We start from the raw sequence: 19,633 nt of genomic DNA, 5'->3' as shown, positions 1-19,633 counted from the left end.
GACTCCTCCTCCCGCAGGCTCGCCCTTGGACCGGGCCGTCACCACGCACCGGTCAGCGCGACAGCTCCGAACCGTCCCGCTGCTGCCACCAACCGCATGTGAGCGGCGGTCCGCCATCTACCACCACGCGTCAGTGGGCCGGGCGTCGCCGCGAACGCGATACCGAGCGCACGACCAGGTACAGCACGGCGGCGATGACGACCAGCACGCCGGTGGAGAGCAGATACAGCATGCCGTCGACAACAGCGCCGATGACGACCAGCGCGACGGCGCAGCCGAGAAGAACCAGGAAGAAGGCCATGGTGCTACGCCTCCCGGGGTTGTGGCGGATGGGCGGATCAGAGGTCGTCCGCCCAGTGGTGCCGGTGTCCTCCGGTCTCGCCTCTACCTCAGTTTCAGGGTAGTCGCAACCTCTGGCGGTGGCGTGCCGGGCAGAACGGTTCTACCGTGGGGAGAGGGGGAGGAAGTAGATCCCGGGAGCACGCCATGATCATCCTCGGACTCGTCATTCTCGTCGCCGCAGTGGTCATCGGCGTCGCCGGCGTTCTTTCCAACAGCGGCAGCGCCCATGACTTCACCGGTGGATTCTCGGTCTTCGGAGTCGATGTCACCGGCTCCACCGGCACCCTCTTCCTCTGCGGCATCGTAGTCGGGGCGGCGGCTCTGCTCGGGCTGAGCCTGACTCTGACCGGTGCACGCCGTACCCCTCGCCGCAGACGCCCTGCACATCGCCGGCTCGAACCGTCTGCGCGCGGGTCGGCCACAGCCGAACAGGAACGCGGTGGCCCGATCAACGAACGCGACACCGACCGCGCGCAGACGGCTCAGGCGGAGGAGGATGGCGCAGACCCCGCCGGACCGGTCGAACGCCCCCGCCACAAGGACCACTGGTTCCGCCACCGGGCCGCTCACTGACGATCCGGGTCGGCCGCCTGACTGTCTGCCGCGCGCCCCCGGTGCGGGTTGCCGCTGGATGCCGCTCTTCTCAGCTGTGGGTACGCAGGGAGCGGCTCATGATCCCGAGCGTGGTTCTTCGTGCTCGGGCAGCTGCGTGCGGTCATCCCCTCGGCGACGGTGTCAGGCCGCCAGTCCGGGGAGGGGTTCGGATTCGTCGATGAAGGCGCGGGCCACGTCGGAGAGGCGTCGGTTGTGGGAGCGGGCGTAGCCGCGCAGGGCGGTGAAGGCCCGTTCCATGTCGATGTTCTGGCGTTCGGCGAGTTTGCCCTTGGCCTGTTCGATCAGTACGCGGCTGTTCAGCGCGGTCTGCAGCTGTTCGTTGAGGACGGTGCTGCGGTGGGCGGACCGTTGCTGTAGCAGGCTGATGGTGGCGACGTCGGCCAGGGCCTGGGCGACGAGGGTGTCGGCCGGGTCGAAAGAGTTGGGGGTGGTGTGGAAGAGGTTGAGAGCGCCGACGGTGTCGTCCCGCAGGCGCATGGGCAGGGCCTGGACGGCGCCGAACCCGCTGCGGTGGGTGGCCGTGACGAAGCGCGGCCAGCGGGCGGCCTCCTGGGCCAGGTCGGGGACGATCACCGGCGTGCCGGTGCTGAAGCACTCCAGGCAGGGGCCCTCGTCGTTCTGGAGCTGGAACAGTTCCAGCAGGCGTACCTGTTCGTCGGAGGCGGCCATGACGCGGAGTTTGCCGTCGCGGTCGGCGAGCAGCACCCCGGCGGCACTCGCGTCGAGCATGCTCACGCAGCGGTCGGTGAGCAGGCGCAGGAAGTCGATCAGGTCGAAGTCGGCGACCAGGCTGTCCGCCAGCTCGACGAAGGTCTTGGCCAGTAGCTGCTGATTCATCACGCACACCCTCGATTGAGACCAGTCCCGCCGGGAGGGGGCGGGAAGCGCAGCACGTTCGTCGGCCGGAGCCGCTGGGTCAGTCGCCGTCGTCGGTCCGTTTCGGTTCGCTGTCCGGGAAGAAGCGGAGCCGGTGGGCCACCACGTCGGCGGCCACGTCGGCGAGCCGGTGCCCTTGCGCATAAGCATGGGCGCGGAGCCGGACGAAAGCTTCGTCGATGCCGACGCCGAGCTGGACGGTGAGGATGCCGGTGGCCTGGTCGATCTCCGCCCGGTATCCGCCCAGGTCCTCGAAGCCACGGTCTGCCAGTGCTCCGTCGACCGGCGCGCCCGTCTCCTCGATCCGCGCGTCGAGCAGGAGCAGCGTCGCGAGATCGGCGAACGCCAGCGCGTCGGCCAGCTCCTCCGCGTCCAGCACCGTCGGAACGTCGGCATACAGGTCCAGGACTCCCGGGCTGATCGCCCCCATCTGCAGGGGGAACGCGAAGACCGCGCGCGCCCCGGTCTCCAGGGCCGCGTCCGCGAACACGGTCCAGCGGTCCTGCAGCCCGCCGGTCAGCAGATCGGGCGTCAGGACGGCCGAGCCGTGCGTGAAGGCATCCACGCACGGCCCTTCGCCCAGGGTGAGCTGGAGCTCCTCCAACTGTTCGCTGATGTCGTCGGTGCTGCACAGCGGGTGGCTCGTGGCGGTCCTGGACATCGCTGATATCCCGGCGCCGCCGACCGGCAGTGCGGCCACGGCCGCGGTGCACACGTCCATCACGCCGACCCGGGCGCCGCGTCGGGCCGCCTGTTCGGCGACCAGCACCTGGATGCGGGCCGAGCGGCTGTCGGCCCTCACCCGGGCCACCGCGTCCAGGCATCGTGATCCAGGCCCTCCAGCCGCGCCGTGGTTCGTTCCCCGAGGGGGAACACCAATGCACGGAACATGGTCGGGCCCGGCCGCCACACCTCTCCGACGTCCAGCCATCCCGAGGAGCGGAGCGACGCGAGAGCCGGGTGATCGTCCGGGTCCACCAGGGTGGCACCGAGGGATGCCTGGTGGGCGCTCAGCAGCCGCTCCTGCAGACGGCGGGCCACGCCCTGGTCCTGTGGGTGCGGCTGTACCAGGATGCTGGTGATCGCGAAGACGCAGCCGGACGCGGTGAGCTGCTCGATGCTCTGTGGCAGTGCTCCGTCGAACCCGAGCCACCAGAAACCGTCACTGGCCACCGGGAATCCGAAGGCGTACCCCACCAGGTGGTCCGTCTCCGCGATCACCATGGCGAACCCCGGCCGCCGGATGTCACCGGCAAGACGGGCCAGGAAGTCCAGGCGGCTACGGCTGCGGTACGCCGCAGCGGCGGACCTCTGGCGGGAGTCGACGTACAGATCCGCCAGCTCCCCGCCCAGTCCCTGCGCCAGCCAGCGGTTCACGCGGCGCAACCGGACGGCGTCCATGGTCGACGACTCGCCTGCCTGGGGCTTGTGCGGCTGCCGCTGCTCCGGCTGGGCCTTCACCGCGCATCGCCCGAGAGGACAGGCACCAGCGGAACAGTCCCGTGCGGCTGGGCTGGAACAGCCGGAGCGGGGTCGTCCCCGAGAGGCGGTGGCAGATGCCCGAGCGGCAGGCCCAGAAGCAGGAACCCGCAGCCGGTGAGGTCGAGGATCCGCCCCAGTGACGGTGGCGGGTTGTACAGCCGGAGGACTCCGCCGGCGTCAGTGGTGCGCTGCGCGGCGTAGAGGAAGACGTTGAGGCCGCTGCAGTCGCAGAAGGTCACGGAGGTGAGGTCGACATCGACGATGCGGATGCCGTCGCTCAGGCATCGCGCCAGTGCTGTGCGCACCAGCGGTGCCGATCCCAGGTCGATCTCGCCGGCCAGAGTGATCAGTGCCCGTTCGCGTCGGTCATGACGGTGGATGGTGAACGGTGAGAGGGGCATGACGCCTCGGTTCAGAAGAACATCCGGCAGCGAGATGGGAGCGCCGGGAGTCCCGGCTCCTCTTGGCGCGCTGCCGACAGGGGCGTACGTTCGGCGGAGGCGGAGCGACGGCCGGTCCAAGGGCCTGTACAACAGGACAGAGGACCCGTCCGGTTCTCTCCAGGGATGCGCCGGGTGACGGACGAGAGGTCCGCTCCCCGCAGACATCTGTGTCGCGAAACGACAAGCCGCCGGGGTCTGGGACGCTTATACAGCAGCGTAGTCCTCGCGCGGTGCGACAGACGGTCCGAAGCTGCCCCATCTCAGGATGTGGCCGGTGTCACAGCGCAGCGGCGCGCTCACATCCGGTGCCCTGCACGGTACTTGGGCCCCAACACGAAGCCTGCGGCGAGCGGCCGCTCAGGTACGGCAGTCCGTCGACTGCCCGAGGAGGTGGCTTCGCATGACGGAGCCGAACGGTTCAATCCTGCGGAAACCCGATCCCGATGAGCCCCGCACTGGCATGGGCACGACTCTTCAGACCCCGCAGACCAGCCAGGACCGCGGTCCCCAGTCGCGAGGCGGGCAGGGGCAGGTACTCCGCCCCATCGCTCCTGCGCAACTCGGCCCGGCTGGTGGGTAATCCGCGGCGGCTCCGCGTCTCGGATCCGTCGGCGCGAGGATGGAACGCATCACTTTGCTCAGCGTCGGCTTCCGCTTCTCCGGCTGGTCCGCCGGGCGGAGCTTCCCCTGGTGGAGCTTCCCCTGGTGGAGCTTCGCCGGGCGGACCAGCCGGACCCCACGCCTGCCAAGTGCAGGGCGAGGAAAACAAGCCCGGCGAGCATGAGATTCGTCGGGCTGAAGGCCACCTGGGTCGACGTCTCGCTGACACGGATGACGAAGGCGATGACGAAGAGCGCGGCGGCCACGAATGCAAGCATCTGTCTACCCCTGCCGATGGACGACGAGCCACACGTGATCCCGGTGGCTGCGACGCTGCCTGCCGGGTTCCCCGGACTGCGTCGATCAGTCGCGCAGATCCCGTGCCGGGGTCGGCGGCGACCTCTTTCAGCCGCCCGGCCCGCAGGTCGGCCCGTCCGACCTGTCGAGCTCATGAACAGATCTGGTGGGCCGTTGCACGGACGCTATCCGTGCAACCCTGGGAAGTGGACAGGCCGCCATCGAGCACCCGGATACTGATCGGATGCCGCGGCCGGCCATCTGCGACAGTGAGGAGCGCCCCATGGGCGCGAACACGGCCGAAGCTGCGGTGCCTGACCGTATACAGGAGCTGGCGGACCGGCTGACGGCCTCCTACGACAACCTGCTGACGGCCGCAGTCGTGCGGGATGTGGTGCAGGACTGCTACCAGCCGCTCAGCAACGCCCGTATCCCCACCTACGTGCCGATCCTCGTCGAGCACAACAGCCGCGCCAGGCTACGGCAGCTCACCCGGCGCTCCGATCCCACGGCTCTCCTTCGCGAGCACTCCGACGGGACGCGAGACCACTCGATGACGAGGGCGTATCGAAAGGTTCGAGTCGCCCTGACCCGCTCGGCATAGGCACGGCGCCCACGGCTTTCGGCAGGGGAAAGGGCCGGTCCGCTACTGCAGCGCGTGGACGGCGGCTGAGAACAGCGGGGGCATCCGGAATGCTGCGGGGACGATGAGGCGGGCGGTGCCGGGACGGCGGCTCGCGGCCAGCAGGGCCCCGGTCAGCAGCCGGTGGCGGCAGGTCAGCCGCGTCCAGGCGCGCTCGTACTCCTCCGGGCGGTCCGCGGCCAGGCTGCGGATGGCGGCCCCGGCCGTCGCCAGCGCGAGGGCGATGCCCTCGCCGGTGAGGGCGTCCAGGTAGCCGGCGGCGTCGCCGACGAGCAGGACACGGCCGGCGGTTCTGCGGCGCACCCGCTGCCGCAGCGGTCCGGCGCCGCGTACCTCCGTCGCGGCCGGGCCGCGCAGCGACGCGGTGAGGGCCGGGAAGGCAGCCAGGTGTTCGTCGTACCCTCGACGGCGGCGGCTGAGGATCGCGACGCCCACCAGGTCGTCGTCGACCGGTGTCACATAGGCCTCGCCGTGCCGGGACCAGTGGACCTCCACGAAGTCCGTCCACGGTTCGACGCGGTAATGCCGACGTAGTCCGTAGCGGCCGTGGGGGTGGTTCGGCAGTTCCAGTCCCAGGCTGCGGCGCAGGGGGGAGTGCAGGCCGTCGGCGGCGATCAGCCAGCGGGCCGTGGTTCCGGCGGCGGTGACCGTGTCCGCGTTCTGGCGCACCTCGCCGATCTTGCCCGGCAGCATGCGTACGCCGAGGTCGAGAGCGCGCCGGTGCAGTGCGGAGTGCAGCGTCGTACGGCGGATCCCCAGCCCGGTGTGGTCGCGGAAGGACGCTTCGGCACGGGTGGCGCCGTCGACATAGCGGATGCCGCGCAGTTCGCGGCCGGTGACCTCGACGCCCAGTGCTCGCAGCGCGGCGACGCCGCCGGGCATGACTCCTTCTCCGCAGGCTTTGTCCACGGGCGTGGTCCGGGGTTCGACGACGACGACCTCCAGGCCGGCGAGCGCGCCGTGGATGGCGGCGGCCAGCCCGGCGGGTCCGCCGCCGGCCACCAGTACGTCGATCATGCCGACGCCGGTGTGGTCGCGGCGGCGAGGGCCTGGTTCTCGCAGCGGATGCGGACGGTGAGCAGGGCGGCGTTGAGCACCGTGAACACGGCCGCGGTGACCCAGGCGGTGTGGACGAGTGGCAGGGCCACGCCCTCGGCGACGACGGCCACGTAGTTCGGGTGCCGCAGCCACCGCCACCGGTAGGGGCCGCCGGTCACCAGCGGCAGGCCGGGTACGACGATCACCCGGGTGTTCCAACGGGGTCCCAGGGTCTGGATGCACCACCACCGCAGTGCCTGGGCGCCCGCGAGCACGGCCAGCATGGGCCAGGCCAGGGCGGGTAGGAAGGGCCGGTCTGCCAGCCATACCTCGGCCGGGCAGGCGATCAGCAGGCCGGTGTGGAGGGCGACCATGGCCGGGTAGTGGCCCTGCCCGGTCTCGGTCGCGCCGCGGGCGGTGCTCCACCGTTCGTTGCGGCGGGCGACGACGAGTTCGGCGACGCGCTCGGCGGCGACGGCGGCCACCAGCAGTCCGTACCAGATCATGTGTCCCTATGTCCTTCGCGTTCCTAATGTCCTTCGTGTCTTTTGGCGGTCCGAACTACCAGCGCAGCAGGACGAGTTCGCTGGCGAAGCCGGGTCCCATGGCCAGCAGTACACCCGGGGTGCCGGGCGGCGGGCGGCGTTGGGCCAGGGTGTCGCGCAGTACGTGGAGCACCGATGCCGAGGACAGGTTGCCGACGTCGGCCAGATGACGCCAGGTCACATCGAGTGCGTCGTCGGGGAGGTCGAGGGCCTCGGTGACGGCTTCCAGGACCTTGGGGCCGCCGGGGTGGCACACCCAGGCGGTCACGTCCTTCGGTTTGATCCCGTGGTCGCCGAGGAATCCCTCGACGTCATCGGCGAGGTAACGGCGCACCACATCGGGGACCTTCGGGTCGAGGACGACCTGGAAGCCGGTGTCCTTGATGTCCCAGCCCATGACCTGCCCGGTGTCCGGATACAGGTGGCTGCGGGTGTCCACGATCGTCGGGGCGGCGGTCTCGTCCGGGCGGCCCGGACGGTTCGTGCCGCAGGCGACGACCGCGGCGGCGCCGTCGCCGAACAGCCCGGTGGCGACCAGGTTGGCCATGGAGGCGTCGTCGTGCTGGAAGGTGAGCGAGCACAGTTCGACCGACAGCAGCACCGCCACCTGGTCGGGCCGGCCCAGCAGGTAGTCGTGCATACGGGCCAGGCCGGCGGCGCCACCGGCACAGCCCAGGCCGAACAGAGGCAGCCGTTTGACGTCCGGCCGCAGCCCGAGACGGCCGACCAGCCGCGCGTCGATCGAGGGGGTGGCGATGCCGGTGACGGAGGTGAAGATCAGCAGGTCCACGTCGGCGGCGGTCAGGCCGGCCGTGTGCAGAGCGCCCCGGACGGCCTGGGCGCCCAGGTCGATGGCGGCGGCGATGAAGACGTCGTTGGAGGCGCCGAATCCGTCCAGCTCTCCGTACCGTTCGAGCGGCAGCGTCATGTGACGTGAGCCGACCTTCGCGCTGCGGTGCAACCGGTCCAGGACCCTGCGGTCGGTTCCCTCGGGCAGGCAGGTGCGGGCCACCATGTCGGTGATCTCGGACTGGGTGCGACGGTGCGGTGCCAGGACACCGTGAACGGCGGCGATCCGCGTCATAGGGTTCCCGTCCGGTTACCAACTCGGGTGAGCTGCTCCCCACGTGTTCCCCGGAACAGGACTTCGACACCACGAATCGCCCGTCCTGCCGTTCGCCTCGGAGCGCGTATGCCGGCCGGGTGGGAATCGGGCGCCTACCATCGGCTGGGTGGGCACTCCCGAGCACTCGACGACCGGCACCCCTGAGGCGAGTTGGGCCGCCCGGGTGGCTGGTCTGGCCGGGGCGTGCCACCCCGGGCCCGTCGTGGCGGTCACCGCTCTGATGGCTGCGCTCGCCGTCACCGCGGGCCAGGGCGCCGCGCGTTGTGTCCTGACCGCCGCCGCCGTGCTGACCGGGCAGTTGTCCGTCGGCTGGTGCAACGACGCGTTCGACGCGCGCCGGGACATCGCCGCCGGCCGCCGGGGCAAACCCGTCGTCGACGGCACGGTCGGCGTGACGCAGGTGTGGGTGGCCGCGTATGCAGCGCTGGCGCTGTGCGTTCCGCTCTCGCTCGCCTGCGGCCTGTGGGCGGGCGCCGTCCACCTGGTCGGAGTGGCGGCGGCGTGGGCGTACGACCTGCGGCTCAAGGCGACAGCATGGTCCTGGGCGCCGTACGCGGTGGGCTTCGCCGCGCTCCCGGCGTTCGTCGCGCTGGGCTTGCCGGGGCAGCCCTGGCCCGCCTGGTGGGTTGTCACCGCCGGGGCTCTGTTGGGGGTCGGCGCCCATCTGGGTGACGCGCTGCCGGACATCGCCGGGGATCTGGCGATGGGCGTACGGGGATGGCCGCACCGGCTGGGCCCGCACCGCGCACGGCTGCTGCTGCCGGTACCGCTGGTGGCCGCGTCCGCGGTACTGGTGCTGGGACCCGCCGGACCACCCGGCAGGTGGGGAGTGGCGGCGCTCGTCGTGACCGCTCTGGTCGCGGTGGCGGGGACGGTGCTGGGACGCCGCTGGGAGCGGGCCGCGTTCGCGGCGGCGGTCGCCGTGGCCGTGGTGGACGTGACATTGCTGCTGGTACGCAGCACCGGGATCGCCTGACCGTGTCGTCTCAGACCATATGAAACCCACCGGCGGAAGCGGGAGTTGACCGATCCCCGCTGCTATTGCCGTCCAGCGATGACCAAGCGACGATGCCACCGGCCGTCCGCACCACGACACGCTGGTGACGGCGGCCTGCGATGCGTTGGAGGTCGGTCGTCACCGTCGGACGATCAGGCCGTTGAGGGGTTCGGTGCCGTCGACGAATGTGCGGGCGAGGGCGGACAAGCGGCGGTTGTGGGCGCGGGCGTAGGCGCGCAGTGCAGAGAAAGCCTGGGCCCGGGTCGACCGGCCGTCAGCCCTCACTGGACACGCCTGTTACCTCGCTGCTCATCCGGTGATTCCGACGTGCGTGCCTCGCCCCTGATGCTCCTGAAGCTCCTGCGGCCGCTGGATCCCGCATGGTGCGCGAGGCTCCCGGCTCCGCCGCCTTCCCCTCTCCGAGGGGAAGGACCAGGACCCGCAGCACCGTAGGACCCGGTGGCCTGTAGACCAGGCCGATGTCGCGCCATCCGCGTGACCGGAACCCGGCACAGGCGGCACGGTGGGTCCGGTCCACGAGGGTCGCGCCGAGCAGAGCCCGGTGGTCGGCGAGCAGCCGCTCCTGCAGACGGTCGGCCAGGCCGTGGTACCGCCCGGAGGGACGGACCACCATCCCGCTGATGGCGAAGACCTGTCCGGACGCGGTGAGTTGCGCGACCTCTGGGGGGAGCGGTCCGCGGAAACCACTCCACCAGGTGCCGTCACGCGGCACGGGGAATCCGAACGCGTACCCCGCCAAGTCCGGTGCCTGTGCGGTCAGCAGGGCGAATCCCGGTCGCCAGGTGTCACGCGTGAGACGGCGCAGGAAGTCCTTCCGGCCCCGGTACTCCCCGCCGGGTGGCGTGTCACAGGACTCCGTATACAGGTCCGCCAGGTCCTCCCGCAGACACTCGGCCTGCCAGCGATTGAGCCGACGCAGACTCAGGGGCCTCGTGCCTGCGGTGAGCGGCTGACGGTCCGCGCGCCTCCGCGACCGGATCGACCCGGGTGAGGCCGTCACAGCACACCGCCCGGAAGCGCAGGCAGCACAGGCAGCACAGGCAGCACAGGAGCGAGCCAGTGCGCGGCCGGGTGCAGATGAGAGGGCCACGGGGGCGGCCGGCTCCCGGCGAAGGCGTCCGGGAGGGCGAGGAAGAGGGAACCGGATCCGGTGAGGGCGACGAGCCGTTCCAACGCCGGGCTGGGGTGGTGCAGTTGCAGGGATCCTCCGGCCGCGACGGTGTGCATCAAGGCGTAGAGGAAGGCGTTGAGACCGCTGCAGTCGCAGAAGGTCACGGCGGTGACGTCGACGTCGATGGCGCGGATGCCGTCGCGCAGGCACCGCTGCAGTGACGCGTGCACCAGGGGCGCCGAATGCAGGTCGATCTCACCGGTCAGGATGACCAGCGCCCGATTGTCGGTGTCGTGCCGGTAGACGTTCAGGAGGGGTGGGCTGTTCATGGGCGGGGTGCCTCGGTTCACGAGGCCGTGCCGGGCTCCCGGTACGGCCGTACTGGCGTGCGGGCAGGTGAATGACCGATCCAGCAGCCGATGTTCCGGGGCGTTGGACCCAGCCGGTTCCCTCGGGGATGCGCTGGGCGACCGGACGAGTGATCCGCTCTCCGCAGGCGTGTGCGCCAAGCAGCGGTGGCCCGCCGGGGTCTGGGACGTCCGTACGCAGCATAGTCCTGAGGCTGCTCCCACGGTTGGCTCGGCAGCGGCGCATCGCGATGTTTACACGGTGGTGATCGGACGGCCCCGACGGGTCCGCACTGCCGCACTCGACACGGGCGGGCGATGGCCCGCCGGCCCGCGTGAACCGACGCACAGCGGTAGATGCCGCACCAGCCACTCCATGTGCCGACATGTAGTTGGTGGTGGGGGTCGGGCGGTCCGTCCCGCCGAGCAACAGCTCGACGGGACGAAGCAACCGGACTCGAATTGACCAACAGCGTCAATCGCACCCCCAGGCCACCCGACCAGCTTGGCACGACCGCCGTCAGCAGCGGACGACGGTGAGCCGCCCCTTGGCGCTCTTGGGCACTGTGCGGCGGAGCACCGGGACCGGTGAGGCAAGCGATGACGCGAACACGGCCACCAAGTCGTGGGGGACGCTGGCGCTGAAGCTGGCACACCACAGATATGCGGCGCCGAGCACGGGTTCCGCCCACGCCTGCCAACCCACCAGGTCAGGGCGCGGATCGGCGTCCTCGATGAGCGGCGGCACCATCTCCAAGGAGACACTGGAGGACAACCCGGGGTCCGTGGCGGTGGTTCGGGGACGGTCCACATCGCGGATCCAGCCCCGGGCGCTGAGCGCGTCGAGGACCGTCTCAGGCCCGTCGAAGCCCGCGTCGGGTGCCTCACGGGCGTCGATCGCCAGGAGGAGATCGGCCAGCGCCTCGTACGGAACGCCGGTGGTGAAGTACGCGTTCCACTCCGTCATCACGGACGTGGCATGCGGGCGGGCACTCAGTTGCCAGGCAACGGGCAGTCCGCCCAGCTCGAACGGGCAGGCCGCGAGGATCCACTCGGCGCCGCACAGCCCGTCCGGGCTCACATACAGCAGGGTGTGGCGCGAGGTGGGCCACATGCTCCAGCCGAGGCCGATCAGGGTGTCGCCGATCCGCTCGGCGAGAGCGCCGTCGTCACCGGCGAGGTGGTGCGGGGTGACCCAGTACACGGGGTCCGGCAAGTTGGGACGGGAAGGATCGCTGGAGTGGTGCGGTTGCAGGGGCGCCTCCATACGCTCGGGATGGGATACTGACCGTCTTTGACCTGCGTTTTCGTAAGGTCGTCCACGTTGACATGCCCGTCCGCAGAGCACCAGTGGTTTCGGGATCGTCCCTGTCTGCCTCCGGCGAACTGGTGAATCGGCGAAGTGATCCGCGCCCACTTGCATCGACCAAGGTTTCCCGGCGAGGAGGGGCGGACAGCAATCGAATCCGGCCATCTCAGGGATCCCTCCGGCTGGCCTGCCGCTCGTCGCTCTGCCCTGGCCGCGTAAGGTCAACTTCCGTACTCCTGGCAAGTTTCGGCAAGTTCCTCGTTTCACGGCACCGTCGCGGGCAAGCTCTGGCACAGAGATCGTTACCGGCGTCCGAGGAGGACATCATGGCCCTGCGTAAGCTCGGTAAGGACCCGGAGAGTCCCAGTGGCGGCTCCCCCACCATCTACCTCGACGAGGAGAAGGACAGCTACCTCGTGCAGGGGCTGAAGGTGGAGGACATCGAGCGCCTCGGGCAGATGGACATCCCCGGCCATGAGTCGGTGGTGGAGATCCCCCGGCGCATGGTGCAGTTCTTCCTGGAGGTGAAGAAGGCTGATGAGGACCCCGACGTTTGAGGAGCTGTTCCGCGACTGCCAGCGGACGGCTGTCCATCTGGAGATGCGCGACAGCTACATGAAGTCGGACCCGGCCTTCGTCGACTGGAAGGCCGGTACGAGCTTCGACCCGGCTGAGCGCTGGTCCGACTGGCTCAGCCTCGTCACGGAGGCGACCTCGCGAGGCGTCGAGGTCCGCCGGGCCCGTGTCGTGTCGACGCCCGTCAGCGAGTACATCCGCTTCGAGTACGACGTGACGGACGGCCTGAACATCGCCGCCGGCGAGGACGTGCGCTGGCTCTCCCGGCGCAACGCAACGGGCCTCGCGCTTCCGGGCAACGACTTCTGGCTTTTCGACTCCAGCCTCGTCCTCGTCAACCACTTCGACGGCGACGGCGAGAACATGGAGGTGGAACTCACCGACGCCCCTGAGGTCGCGAAGCTCTGCGAGTCGGCCTTCGAGGCCGTGTGGGCGCGGGCAACACCTCACGCAGAGTTCCAGCCGGCCTGACAGATCGAACGGCACCTTCGCAGCGACATGACATCGCCATCTTCGAGCGTTCAGGAAGCCCGCAGGGCCCTGGGGAAACGCCTGAGCGAAATCCGGCTCGAAGCCGGGCTCACCAAGCGAGCGTCGGCCACCAGCCTCGGCTGGCACGAATCGAAGTGTTCGCGCTTCGAGAGCGGCACTCGCCCGCCCTCGGAGCGCGACCTTCGTGCGTGGGCTGCCGCTTGCGGCGCACAGAGCGCGGTCGAGGATCTCGTCTCGACGGCCCGTGGCATCGAGGGCATGTACGTCGAATGGCGCCGGATGGAGCGCACCGGCCTGAAACAGGCCCAGGAGTCCGTCCTCCCCCTGTGGGAACGCACTCAGCGCTTCCGCATCTACTCGCCGTGGCTGATTCCCGGCCCGGTGCAGACGGGCTCGTACATCACCGCGCTGCTCACCTCCATTCGCGACCGTCGCGGCCTCATCGATGACGTGCCGGCGGCCGTCAGAGTGCGTGTGGAGAAGCAGCAGATCGTGTACGGCAACCACACGTTCGCCATCCTTCTGGAAGAAGGAGCGCTCCGAAAACGCATAGGCGGAACGGAGGTGATGGCCGGTCAACTCGGCTACCTGCTCAGCGTCATGGCGCTTCCCTCGGTGAGCATCGGCATCATTCCTGACGACGCCGACCGCTCCAGCCTCTGGCCCGTCGAGGGCTTCTTCCTGTACGACGACCACACGGTCCACGTCGAACTCGTCTCGGCCCACCTCGCCGTCACGCAGAAGCACGAACTTGCCATGTATGCCCAGACGTTCACGGATCTGGCCGAACTTGCCGTCTACGGCCCGGCCGCACGCGAAATCATCACGGCAGCCATCGAATCCCTGGGGTGAACGCCGGGCAAGTTCCGACACACTCGTAGAGCCCCTCCTGTCGCTCTTCCTAGCGTTACTGGCACGGCTGGAACACGTGCGCTGAAGGGGCGAAGCGGTGATCACTGTGGCAAGTAGTGGCAAGGCATCGAGAGCAACCGACAGCGCTGGGACCGAAGCTCCCCCGGTCGACGTCGAGACGATCTCCGAGAGCACCGACGCGGTCCTCGCCATGCAGATGGCCACCTCGACCCGCAAGGACATGGACGTGTCACTGCCGGAGATCATCGGGCACCTCAACCTTCTCCTCGGTGAGGATCTGGGGGCAGACGAGGACGAGGACGTGCGGGAACTGTTCCGCACGGGGTACCGGCTCCTCGACCTGCAGAACCGTCCGACCTCTGAGACTCCGTCGTTCGGCGCCTTCATCTACCTCCGGGATGCCGCCGACATCACGCGAAGGCTCCTGTGGATCTATACCCAGCGCCACGGGCTCGGTGCCCCGTGAGTGTCAGGGAGGACCAGATCATCCGGGAGCTGTCCCACTACATCCACGAGCACCCTGACGAGAAGATGGCGCTGATGCCGGTGTACGACGCCGCCCGCGACCACGCACAGCGCGGGACCTGCGCCCACAGCCGGCGCTGCCCCCTCGTGACGACGGGCGCGGTCGTCGTCGACGAACGCAATCGCGTCCTGTCCCTACGGTACGAAGGAGCCTTCGCCCTTGCCGAAGCGGAGCCGGAAGCACAGGACGACTCACTCAGCGGGGCTGCCCTGCGTCTGTTGGCCGAGGCGGTCGGCATTCGCGAGGTGTGGACGGAACCCGACAGCGAGGGCCCCTTCCTGATCGACGTGACCCGAGCCGGGCAACACGGGTATGGCCCCCGCCTCCGGATCGGCTTCCGATACCTCTTCCGGGCCCACTCTGGGGCCGTCGCCCCCTTGGTGATCGAAACGGGCGCAGCGGCCTGGATGCCCCTCGGGGAGATCGGTATCCCGTCAGTCCGCAACCGCCTTCACGGCCACCTGGTCGGTGCCCCATGAGCCCCCGGAACCAGCAACTCGCCTACGTGGCAAGCCTCTTGGCACTCGGCGGCTCGATCCCCCTGGCCATCTGGAGAGGCTGAATGTACGAGCGCCGCACCACCGACCCGACTCCTGCACCCCCTCCTCCCCTCGGCACCATCGCCGGTCAGAGGCAGCCCAGTGATGTCCGCATAGGCGACTTCGTGTGCCTCGACGGGCAGTACCTGCCGGTCCGCGACATGAGGTCCGCCGGCACCTCGGGGCACCGGGTGCTGATCTTCGACGGGCACGCCCCGTGGGTCATGAACAAGCCGACGACCACCTATCGGCCCATCGAACTCCTGTGACCCCGGGCCCTTTTGGGCCATCACGAGAACTGTCACCTCAGCCCAGCGAGGAGCTTTGCCATGCGCTTCCGCAAGATCCACGGAGCGGCGAACGACTTCGTCCTGTTAGCCGACCCCATGCCGGACAGCGAGAAGGACTGGTCGAAGGAGGCGGAACGCCTCTGTGCCAGGCGAACCGGCGTAGGCGCGGACGGCCTTGTCATCAGCAGCCTGATCAGCATCAGCCCGGTCGTCCTCGAAGTCTGCTGCTTCAACGCCGACGGCTCGATCGCAACGATGTGCGGCAACGCCCTGCGGTGTACCGCCTGGGCCGCGCACCACGACCACGGCTTCCGCGAGATGAGTCTCCGTATGGCGTGGCGGAACTGCTGGGCAAGCACGGGCTGCGGCTGCGCTTCGAGGAGGTCGTCCACCACGACGACAACGACGCCCTGCGGCAGCGGCTCGCGTCCTCGCCGTGACCGCGTCCGGGCCGCCGGGCCAGGTGTACGTCAGGCGGTGACGCCGCCCTCGGGATCCGGCACCGCCATGGCCCACGTCCCCATGGCCTCCAGGACCTCGCGCAGTCCCTCGCCGAGCGGGGTCAGCGCGTACTCGACGCGCGGCGGGATCTCCGCATAGCTCGTGCGGGTGACGATGCCGTGCCGCTCGAACTGGCGCAGCCGGCTGGTCAGGGTGTGCGGGCTGATGCCGGGCAGGGCCTCGCGCAGCTGGGTGAACCGGTGGGGGCCGTGGAGCAGTTCGCGCACGATCAGGGTGGCCCACGGTCCGTTGAGCAGCGTAAGGAAGCGGGCGACACCGCACTCGGGCAGACAGGGATCGGTCACAGTTTTGACCGTACCCCATTAGTGCAGTTGATGTAACTGGTGCACCGCATGCACTAATGGCGCCATGACCTACGTGATTCATGGCTCCACCGGCGCCCAGGGTGCCCCCGTCGTCGCCGCTCTCGCCGCCACGGGCAAGTCCGTGACCGCTCTGACCCGCAATCCCGACGCCGTCGTGCACGGCGCGCAGCATGTCGTGGCCGCCGGATACTCCTCCGCCGCCGACCTGACCGACGCCTACCGAGGTGCCGAGGGGGTCTTCGTCCACCTGCCGGTGGCCTCCGAGGAGGACCGTCAGACCTACGCGCACAACATCCTCACCGCCGTCCGCGAGGCCCCGCCGGCCCGCGTGGTGTTCTCCACCAGCGGCTTCCCGATCGATCCGGCCATCGGCGGTGCCGCCGCGACACTGGCCGCCGGCCTGGCCGACTGCGGCGTGTCCCACGCGGTCATCGCGCCCGAGCTGTATCTCGAGAACCTGCTCATACCGCACGTCATCGGCTCGGTCCGCGAGCGCGGCGTTCTGCCCTACCCGATTCGGGCCGACTTCCCCGTCTCCTGGGCCTCCCACCTGGACATCGCCGACGCCGTCGTCGCCCTGCTCGACCGCACGGACGTCACCGGCGTGGTCTCCGTCGGCCAGTACCCGGCGATCACGGGGCCGGATCTGGCCGAGGCGTTCGGCGCCCGGCTCGGACGGGACGTGGTCTTCGACCAGACCACCGCCGAGGAGTTCCGTACCTCACTGGCGCCCCTGATCGGAGAGAGCGCCGCCGCTGACATCGCAGGGGCCTACCAGGCGATGAGCGCCATGCCCGGACGCTCGATCGCGCCGGAGATTTCCGCCGAGAAGCTGCTGGGAGTCACCCCCCGGACCACAAGCCAGTGGCTGGCCGACATCGGCCTCTGACCACAACCGCTGTCAGCTCCGGCCAAGCCTTCAAGTACTACCGACCGCCCAGGCCGGGACCCGCCCTGACTTCAACACGCTGAACTTGACAGGGAAATCCCGTGGTTCCTGCTGGCCTGCGTTCTCCTGCGGTGGCGCCTGCGTACTCCCTGGAGGTGCGGTGCGGGGGCAGTGCCCGCACCGCACGGTCAGCGTCCGGGCCAGGGGTAGCGGCGGGCGAGGATCGTCCACTCCTCATCCGCCCGGCCCGGTACCAGGCGGCCGTCCGTCTCCCACTGCCCGGCAAGCGCGGTGAAGATGGGCTCCAGTTCGGGGCGCGGAACCGTTTCGCTGACCACCTGCCCGCCACGTCGAGAACAGCTCAGCTCCCCTGCCGCGCCGCGCTCTGCGGCTGCGTGACGTCCTTGCGCGTCACCGCCAGGTAGACGACCAGGCCGAGGATGACCGCGAGGAACAGCGCGCTGGTGACGACGGTGCCGAAACCGAGACCGCCGTCGCCGGTCGGCTGGGAGAGGTAGTCGCCGATCGAGGCCCCGAGCGGGCGGGTGAGGACGTAGGCGATCCAGAAGCTCCACACCGCGTCCAGGCCCAGCGTGAAGTGCGCGAGCGCGACGGCGCCGATGGCCAGGGCGAACAGGACGGCCGCGAGCCAGTACCCGAGGTTCATACGCTCGGAGACCAGGTCACCGGCCGCGGTCCCGAGGGCGAACGTGAACAGCACGGCCAGCCAGTAGAACGCCTCACGGCTGGTGGTGTCGATGCTGTGGATGGACAGGGTCCGCTCACGCCGGTACCAGACGGCGAAGACGAGCGCGAGGAGGAGCGCGAAGACCGTGGTGGTCGTCTCCAGCGGTACGCCCATGTTGTCGGTGAGGTTGTCGCTGACCAGCGTGCCGACGACGCTGATCAGGGCGACGGCGAGCCAGTAGACGCCCGCGCGGTAGGCGGTCGTACGGAACTGCACGACAAGGACGACCGCGAGCAGCGCGCTCATCAGGACCGACACACCGGTCAGGCCCAGACCGGTCTTCTCGTTGAGCAGGTCCGCCGCGGTCTCGCCGACGGTCGTGCACAGCACCTTGATGATCCAGAAGTAGGCGGTGACTTCGGGGACCTTGTTCCAGCGCAGGCGGTGGGAGGGGCGGGCGGAGGCACTCGTGCCCGGTTCGGCCTCAGGTGTCTCGGAGAGTTCGTAGGTCATGGGGCGGGACGCTGCCAGCGGTTACCTGAACGCATCCTGACTGCCGCGCGGCTTTCCCGGGCCGCCGCGTCCGGCCTGATCACGATGGGCCGATGCACATCCGCGCCGCGTCCTGGCTGCGGCATCGGCTCGGCCGTGCCGTGGTTCTCGCCTATTTCCTCGCCCTGTTCCTGCCCGGACCTGGACTGTGGCTGCGCCGACCCCATCTCTTACCGCCGGCCCACCTGACGCTGCACACCGCACCGCTCCTGCTGTCCCTGGTGCTGTTCTCGGCCGGGCTCCAGGTGCCCGTCCGCGAGCTGGGCCGCCTGCTGCGGCACCCGAAGGCGCTGCTCGCCGGGCTCGTGCTGCACCTGGCGATCCCGCTGGCGGTCGTGCCGTTCGTCGCGTTGCTGCTGCGGCGCACCCCCGACTCCGACGGCGGCAGCGGACTGCTCACCGCGATGATCCTCGTCGTGGCGATGCCCGTCGCCGCGGGAGCCACCGTGTGGACCGACAAGGGCGACGGCGACCAGCCGACGATGGTGGGCCTCGTCCTGGCCTCCACCCTCCTCAGCCCGCTCACCACCCCCTTGCTGCTGGAGACGCTGGCGCCGCTGCTGAGCGGTGGCTACGGGCAGGTACTCGTCGACACCGGCAGGCTGGCCCAGGGCGGGTTCGGCCTGGCCACCGTGGTCCTGCCCTGCGCGGCGGGCCTCCTGGGCGCTCTCGTCCTGCCCGCGCGGTGGCTGCGCCGTCTGCACAGGACGGTGCTGCCGCTGGCCTTGACCGGGTCGCTGTTCCTGACCTACGTCAACGCCAGTGGTGCCCTCGGATCCGTCCTGGCCCGGCCCCGCCCGCTGCTGTTCGCCGCCGCCCTGGCCGTGGCCGCCATGGTCTGCCTGCTGTCCTTCGCTCTCGGCCGGGTCGCTGCCCACGTCCTGCGGCTGGAGGCGGGTACCGCCTCGTCACTGACGCTCGCCTGCGGCATGAACAACAGCAGCGCGAGTGCGGTCCTGATCACCGCGTCCCTGCCCGACAAACCGCACCTGCTGCTGCCGGTCCTCGCCTACGGGTTGCTGCAGAAGACCGCCGCGAGCCGGATCGTCACCCGCCTCCGGCGCGATCCTGCTCCCAGTCCCACTCCCCCGGCAGGCCCCTGAGCGGGCCTCAGCCGAAGCCCTCTGGCCCGGTGTCCCGGCCGGGGCGGGCAGACTGCCCGGCCTTTCCCGGCCGCGGCTCGTCGGTTCAGTCCACGCTGGGCCGGGCGAGGCCGTGGTCGTAGGCGAAGATCACGGCCTGGATGCGGTCGCGGGCGCCGATCTTGGTCAGGACGCGGCCGACGTGGGTCTTGACGGTGGACTCGGACAGGACGAACCGGGTGGCGATCTCCCCGTTGGTCCAGCCCTTGCCCACGGCGACGAGGATCTCGCGTTCGCGTTCGGTGAGGGAGCACAGCCCCGGGTCCTCGACGGAGTCCGCTCGGTGGGCGGGAACGTAGCGGGCGAACTCGTCCAGGAGCCGGCGGGTGAGAGCGGGCGCGATGACGGCGTCGCCCACCGCGACGGCCCGGATGCCGGCGAGGAGTTCCTCGGGGCGCGCGTCCTTGAGGAGGAAGCCGCTGGCGCCGGCGCGGAGGGCGGCGTGGA

The 19,633-nt window shown here is 69.9% G+C and carries 27 protein-coding genes and 1 pseudogene; 12 read left to right on the top strand and 16 right to left on the bottom strand.

Annotation, left to right across the window (positions count from 1 at the left end):
• Nucleotides 1-130 precede the first annotated feature (130 nt).
• Nucleotides 131-301 carry a hypothetical protein gene (locus G3I71_RS50465; protein ID WP_203690932.1) on the bottom strand — a complete coding sequence of 57 codons (171 nt, stop codon included), beginning with the start codon at nt 299-301 and terminating at the stop codon, nt 131-133.
• Between the two features lie 185 nt (nt 302-486).
• On the opposite strand from G3I71_RS50465, the gene G3I71_RS36570 reads away from it, so the two are divergent.
• A complete protein-coding gene (locus tag G3I71_RS36570) occupies nt 487-915 on the top strand; it encodes a hypothetical protein (RefSeq protein ID WP_164321721.1) in 429 nt (142 codons plus the stop codon).
• Nucleotides 916-1,077: 162 nt separating this feature from the next.
• On the opposite strand, the gene G3I71_RS36565 is transcribed toward G3I71_RS36570, so the two are convergent.
• The 5 genes from G3I71_RS36565 to G3I71_RS36550 all read right to left on the bottom strand — a co-directional run bounded on the left by G3I71_RS36565 (nt 1,078) and on the right by G3I71_RS36550 (nt 4,636).
• Nucleotides 1,078-1,794: a GAF and ANTAR domain-containing protein gene (locus tag G3I71_RS36565; RefSeq protein WP_164321719.1), complete on the bottom strand. Its 717-nt coding sequence runs from the start codon at nt 1,792-1,794 to the stop codon at nt 1,078-1,080.
• A 79-nt stretch (nt 1,795-1,873) separates the two neighbouring features.
• Entirely contained in the window at nt 1,874-2,635 is a 762-nt protein-coding gene (locus G3I71_RS36560) for an ANTAR domain-containing protein (RefSeq protein ID WP_343243171.1), read from the bottom strand.
• Nucleotides 2,632-3,294 (bottom strand): hypothetical protein, encoded by a 663-nt coding sequence (locus G3I71_RS51615; protein WP_343243170.1) that lies wholly within the window; start codon nt 3,292-3,294, stop codon nt 2,632-2,634. The genes G3I71_RS36560 and G3I71_RS51615 overlap by 4 nt, the downstream gene beginning before the upstream one ends.
• Nucleotides 3,291-3,716, bottom strand: a complete 426-nt coding sequence (locus tag G3I71_RS36555; RefSeq protein ID WP_164321715.1) for an STAS domain-containing protein — start codon at nt 3,714-3,716, stop codon at nt 3,291-3,293. Before G3I71_RS36555 ends, G3I71_RS51615 begins: the two co-directional genes overlap by 4 nt.
• Nucleotides 3,717-4,396: 680 nt before the next feature.
• Nucleotides 4,397-4,636: a hypothetical protein gene (locus G3I71_RS36550; RefSeq protein ID WP_164321713.1), complete on the bottom strand. Its 240-nt coding sequence runs from the start codon at nt 4,634-4,636 to the stop codon at nt 4,397-4,399.
• 302 nt (nt 4,637-4,938) lie between these two features.
• On the opposite strand from G3I71_RS36550, the gene G3I71_RS36545 reads away from it, so the two are divergent.
• Nucleotides 4,939-5,259 (top strand): three-helix bundle dimerization domain-containing protein, encoded by a 321-nt coding sequence (locus G3I71_RS36545; protein ID WP_164321711.1) that lies wholly within the window; start codon nt 4,939-4,941, stop codon nt 5,257-5,259.
• Nucleotides 5,260-5,301: 42 nt separating this feature from the next.
• Here G3I71_RS36545 and G3I71_RS36540 read toward each other — a convergent pair whose 3' ends face one another.
• From G3I71_RS36540 to G3I71_RS36530, 3 genes are read right to left on the bottom strand one after another with little or no spacing between them, the layout of a single operon-like run.
• Complete coding sequence (locus G3I71_RS36540) at nt 5,302-6,315, bottom strand: NAD(P)/FAD-dependent oxidoreductase (RefSeq protein ID WP_164321709.1); 1,014 nt, start codon at nt 6,313-6,315, stop codon at nt 5,302-5,304.
• Complete coding sequence (locus tag G3I71_RS36535; RefSeq protein WP_164321707.1) at nt 6,312-6,842, bottom strand: isoprenylcysteine carboxyl methyltransferase family protein; 531 nt, start codon at nt 6,840-6,842, stop codon at nt 6,312-6,314. Before G3I71_RS36535 ends, G3I71_RS36540 begins: the two co-directional genes overlap by 4 nt.
• A 55-nt stretch (nt 6,843-6,897) precedes the next feature.
• Nucleotides 6,898-7,965 carry a type III polyketide synthase gene (locus G3I71_RS36530; RefSeq protein WP_164321705.1) on the bottom strand — a complete coding sequence of 356 codons (1,068 nt, stop codon included), beginning with the start codon at nt 7,963-7,965 and terminating at the stop codon, nt 6,898-6,900.
• 148 nt (nt 7,966-8,113) lie between these two features.
• Here G3I71_RS36530 and G3I71_RS36525 point away from each other — a divergent pair, with 148 nt between their 5' ends.
• Entirely contained in the window at nt 8,114-8,983 is an 870-nt protein-coding gene (locus tag G3I71_RS36525) for a UbiA family prenyltransferase (protein ID WP_164321703.1), read from the top strand.
• A gap of 295 nt (nt 8,984-9,278) precedes the next feature.
• On the opposite strand, the gene G3I71_RS50460 is transcribed toward G3I71_RS36525, so the two are convergent.
• From G3I71_RS50460 to G3I71_RS36505, 3 genes are all read right to left on the bottom strand, one after another.
• Nucleotides 9,279-10,025 (bottom strand): hypothetical protein, encoded by a 747-nt coding sequence (locus tag G3I71_RS50460; RefSeq protein WP_203732317.1) that lies wholly within the window; start codon nt 10,023-10,025, stop codon nt 9,279-9,281.
• Nucleotides 10,022-10,465, bottom strand: a complete 444-nt coding sequence (locus tag G3I71_RS36510) for an STAS domain-containing protein (RefSeq protein ID WP_164321701.1) — start codon at nt 10,463-10,465, stop codon at nt 10,022-10,024. The genes G3I71_RS50460 and G3I71_RS36510 overlap by 4 nt, the downstream gene beginning before the upstream one ends.
• Before the next feature lie 538 nt (nt 10,466-11,003).
• Entirely contained in the window at nt 11,004-11,750 is a 747-nt protein-coding gene (locus tag G3I71_RS36505; RefSeq protein WP_164321699.1) for a DUF317 domain-containing protein, read from the bottom strand.
• 368 nt (nt 11,751-12,118) lie between these two features.
• On the opposite strand from G3I71_RS36505, the gene G3I71_RS36500 reads away from it, so the two are divergent.
• The 7 genes and pseudogenes from G3I71_RS36500 to G3I71_RS52405 form a co-directional block, all read left to right on the top strand.
• Complete coding sequence (locus tag G3I71_RS36500) at nt 12,119-12,349, top strand: hypothetical protein (RefSeq protein WP_053744568.1); 231 nt, start codon at nt 12,119-12,121, stop codon at nt 12,347-12,349.
• On the top strand, nt 12,327-12,839 hold the full coding sequence (locus G3I71_RS36495; RefSeq protein ID WP_203732335.1) for a DUF6879 family protein: 513 nt from the start codon (nt 12,327-12,329) through the stop codon (nt 12,837-12,839). Before G3I71_RS36500 ends, G3I71_RS36495 begins: the two co-directional genes overlap by 23 nt.
• A gap of 27 nt (nt 12,840-12,866) precedes the next feature.
• Complete coding sequence (locus G3I71_RS36490) at nt 12,867-13,712, top strand: helix-turn-helix transcriptional regulator (RefSeq protein WP_164321697.1); 846 nt, start codon at nt 12,867-12,869, stop codon at nt 13,710-13,712.
• 97 nt (nt 13,713-13,809) lie between these two features.
• The gene (locus G3I71_RS36485) at nt 13,810-14,199 is read left to right on the top strand and encodes a hypothetical protein (protein WP_164321694.1); all 390 of its coding nucleotides are present in this window, start codon (nt 13,810-13,812) and stop codon (nt 14,197-14,199) included.
• Nucleotides 14,196-14,738: an NUDIX hydrolase gene (locus tag G3I71_RS36480; protein WP_164321693.1), complete on the top strand. Its 543-nt coding sequence runs from the start codon at nt 14,196-14,198 to the stop codon at nt 14,736-14,738. Before G3I71_RS36485 ends, G3I71_RS36480 begins: the two co-directional genes overlap by 4 nt.
• Before the next feature lie 83 nt (nt 14,739-14,821).
• Nucleotides 14,822-15,067, top strand: coding sequence for a hypothetical protein (locus G3I71_RS36475; protein ID WP_164321691.1), 246 nt, complete (start codon nt 14,822-14,824; stop codon nt 15,065-15,067).
• A gap of 60 nt (nt 15,068-15,127) precedes the next feature.
• Nucleotides 15,128-15,382 (top strand): annotated as a pseudogene (locus G3I71_RS52405) (diaminopimelate epimerase); the annotation flags it as partial.
• Nucleotides 15,383-15,558: 176 nt separating this feature from the next.
• Here G3I71_RS52405 and G3I71_RS36460 read toward each other — a convergent pair.
• Nucleotides 15,559-15,894 carry a helix-turn-helix domain-containing protein gene (locus G3I71_RS36460; RefSeq protein WP_164321690.1) on the bottom strand — a complete coding sequence of 112 codons (336 nt, stop codon included), beginning with the start codon at nt 15,892-15,894 and terminating at the stop codon, nt 15,559-15,561.
• A 64-nt stretch (nt 15,895-15,958) separates the two neighbouring features.
• Here G3I71_RS36460 and G3I71_RS36455 point away from each other — a divergent pair, with 64 nt between their 5' ends.
• Entirely contained in the window at nt 15,959-16,804 is an 846-nt protein-coding gene (locus G3I71_RS36455; protein WP_164321688.1) for an SDR family oxidoreductase, read from the top strand.
• A 188-nt stretch (nt 16,805-16,992) separates the two neighbouring features.
• On the opposite strand, the gene G3I71_RS36450 is transcribed toward G3I71_RS36455, so the two are convergent.
• Both G3I71_RS36450 and G3I71_RS36445 read right to left on the bottom strand, forming a co-directional pair.
• On the bottom strand, nt 16,993-17,142 hold the full coding sequence (locus tag G3I71_RS36450) for a hypothetical protein (protein WP_164321687.1): 150 nt from the start codon (nt 17,140-17,142) through the stop codon (nt 16,993-16,995).
• A 23-nt stretch (nt 17,143-17,165) separates the two neighbouring features.
• Entirely contained in the window at nt 17,166-18,005 is an 840-nt protein-coding gene (locus G3I71_RS36445) for a hypothetical protein (protein ID WP_164321686.1), read from the bottom strand.
• Nucleotides 18,006-18,097: 92 nt separating this feature from the next.
• Between G3I71_RS36445 and G3I71_RS36440 the strand changes: the two genes are divergently transcribed.
• A complete protein-coding gene (locus G3I71_RS36440) occupies nt 18,098-19,147 on the top strand; it encodes a sodium-dependent transporter (RefSeq protein ID WP_164321685.1) in 1,050 nt (349 codons plus the stop codon).
• 85 nt (nt 19,148-19,232) lie between these two features.
• On the opposite strand, the gene G3I71_RS36435 is transcribed toward G3I71_RS36440, so the two are convergent.
• Nucleotides 19,233-19,633: response regulator transcription factor (locus tag G3I71_RS36435; protein WP_164321684.1), on the bottom strand; the 401-nt coding region annotated here is incomplete at its 5' end.

Origin of the sequence: Streptomyces sp. SID12501 (genome assembly GCF_010550245.1) — a bacterium.
Lineage (GTDB): Bacteria > Actinomycetota > Actinomycetes > Streptomycetales > Streptomycetaceae > Streptomyces.
This window is presented reverse-complemented; position numbering and strand designations above follow the sequence as displayed.

Bases quoted from the DNA above. Each gene is read 5' to 3' on its own strand.
- G3I71_RS50465 (WP_203690932.1), bottom strand. From the start codon at position 301: ATGGCCTTCTTCCTGGTTCTTCTCGGCTGCGCCGTCGCGCTGGTCGTC.
- G3I71_RS36570 (WP_164321721.1), top strand. From the start codon at position 487: ATGATCATCCTCGGACTCGTCATTCTCGTCGCCGCAGTGGTCATCGGC.
- G3I71_RS36565 (WP_164321719.1), bottom strand. From the start codon at position 1,794: ATGAATCAGCAGCTACTGGCCAAGACCTTCGTCGAGCTGGCGGACAGC.
- G3I71_RS36555 (WP_164321715.1), bottom strand. From the start codon at position 3,716: ATGCCCCTCTCACCGTTCACCATCCACCGTCATGACCGACGCGAACGG.
- G3I71_RS36550 (WP_164321713.1), bottom strand. From the start codon at position 4,636: ATGCTTGCATTCGTGGCCGCCGCGCTCTTCGTCATCGCCTTCGTCATC.
- G3I71_RS36545 (WP_164321711.1), top strand. From the start codon at position 4,939: ATGGGCGCGAACACGGCCGAAGCTGCGGTGCCTGACCGTATACAGGAG.
- G3I71_RS36540 (WP_164321709.1), bottom strand. From the start codon at position 6,315: ATGATCGACGTACTGGTGGCCGGCGGCGGACCCGCCGGGCTGGCCGCC.
- G3I71_RS36535 (WP_164321707.1), bottom strand. From the start codon at position 6,842: ATGATCTGGTACGGACTGCTGGTGGCCGCCGTCGCCGCCGAGCGCGTC.
- G3I71_RS36530 (WP_164321705.1), bottom strand. From the start codon at position 7,965: ATGACGCGGATCGCCGCCGTTCACGGTGTCCTGGCACCGCACCGTCGC.
- G3I71_RS36510 (WP_164321701.1), bottom strand. From the start codon at position 10,465: ATGAACAGCCCACCCCTCCTGAACGTCTACCGGCACGACACCGACAAT.
- G3I71_RS36505 (WP_164321699.1), bottom strand. From the start codon at position 11,750: ATGGAGGCGCCCCTGCAACCGCACCACTCCAGCGATCCTTCCCGTCCC.
- G3I71_RS36500 (WP_053744568.1), top strand. From the start codon at position 12,119: ATGGCCCTGCGTAAGCTCGGTAAGGACCCGGAGAGTCCCAGTGGCGGC.
- G3I71_RS36490 (WP_164321697.1), top strand. From the start codon at position 12,867: ATGACATCGCCATCTTCGAGCGTTCAGGAAGCCCGCAGGGCCCTGGGG.
- G3I71_RS36475 (WP_164321691.1), top strand. From the start codon at position 14,822: ATGTACGAGCGCCGCACCACCGACCCGACTCCTGCACCCCCTCCTCCC.
- G3I71_RS36455 (WP_164321688.1), top strand. From the start codon at position 15,959: ATGACCTACGTGATTCATGGCTCCACCGGCGCCCAGGGTGCCCCCGTC.
- G3I71_RS36445 (WP_164321686.1), bottom strand. From the start codon at position 18,005: ATGACCTACGAACTCTCCGAGACACCTGAGGCCGAACCGGGCACGAGT.
- G3I71_RS36440 (WP_164321685.1), top strand. From the start codon at position 18,098: ATGCACATCCGCGCCGCGTCCTGGCTGCGGCATCGGCTCGGCCGTGCC.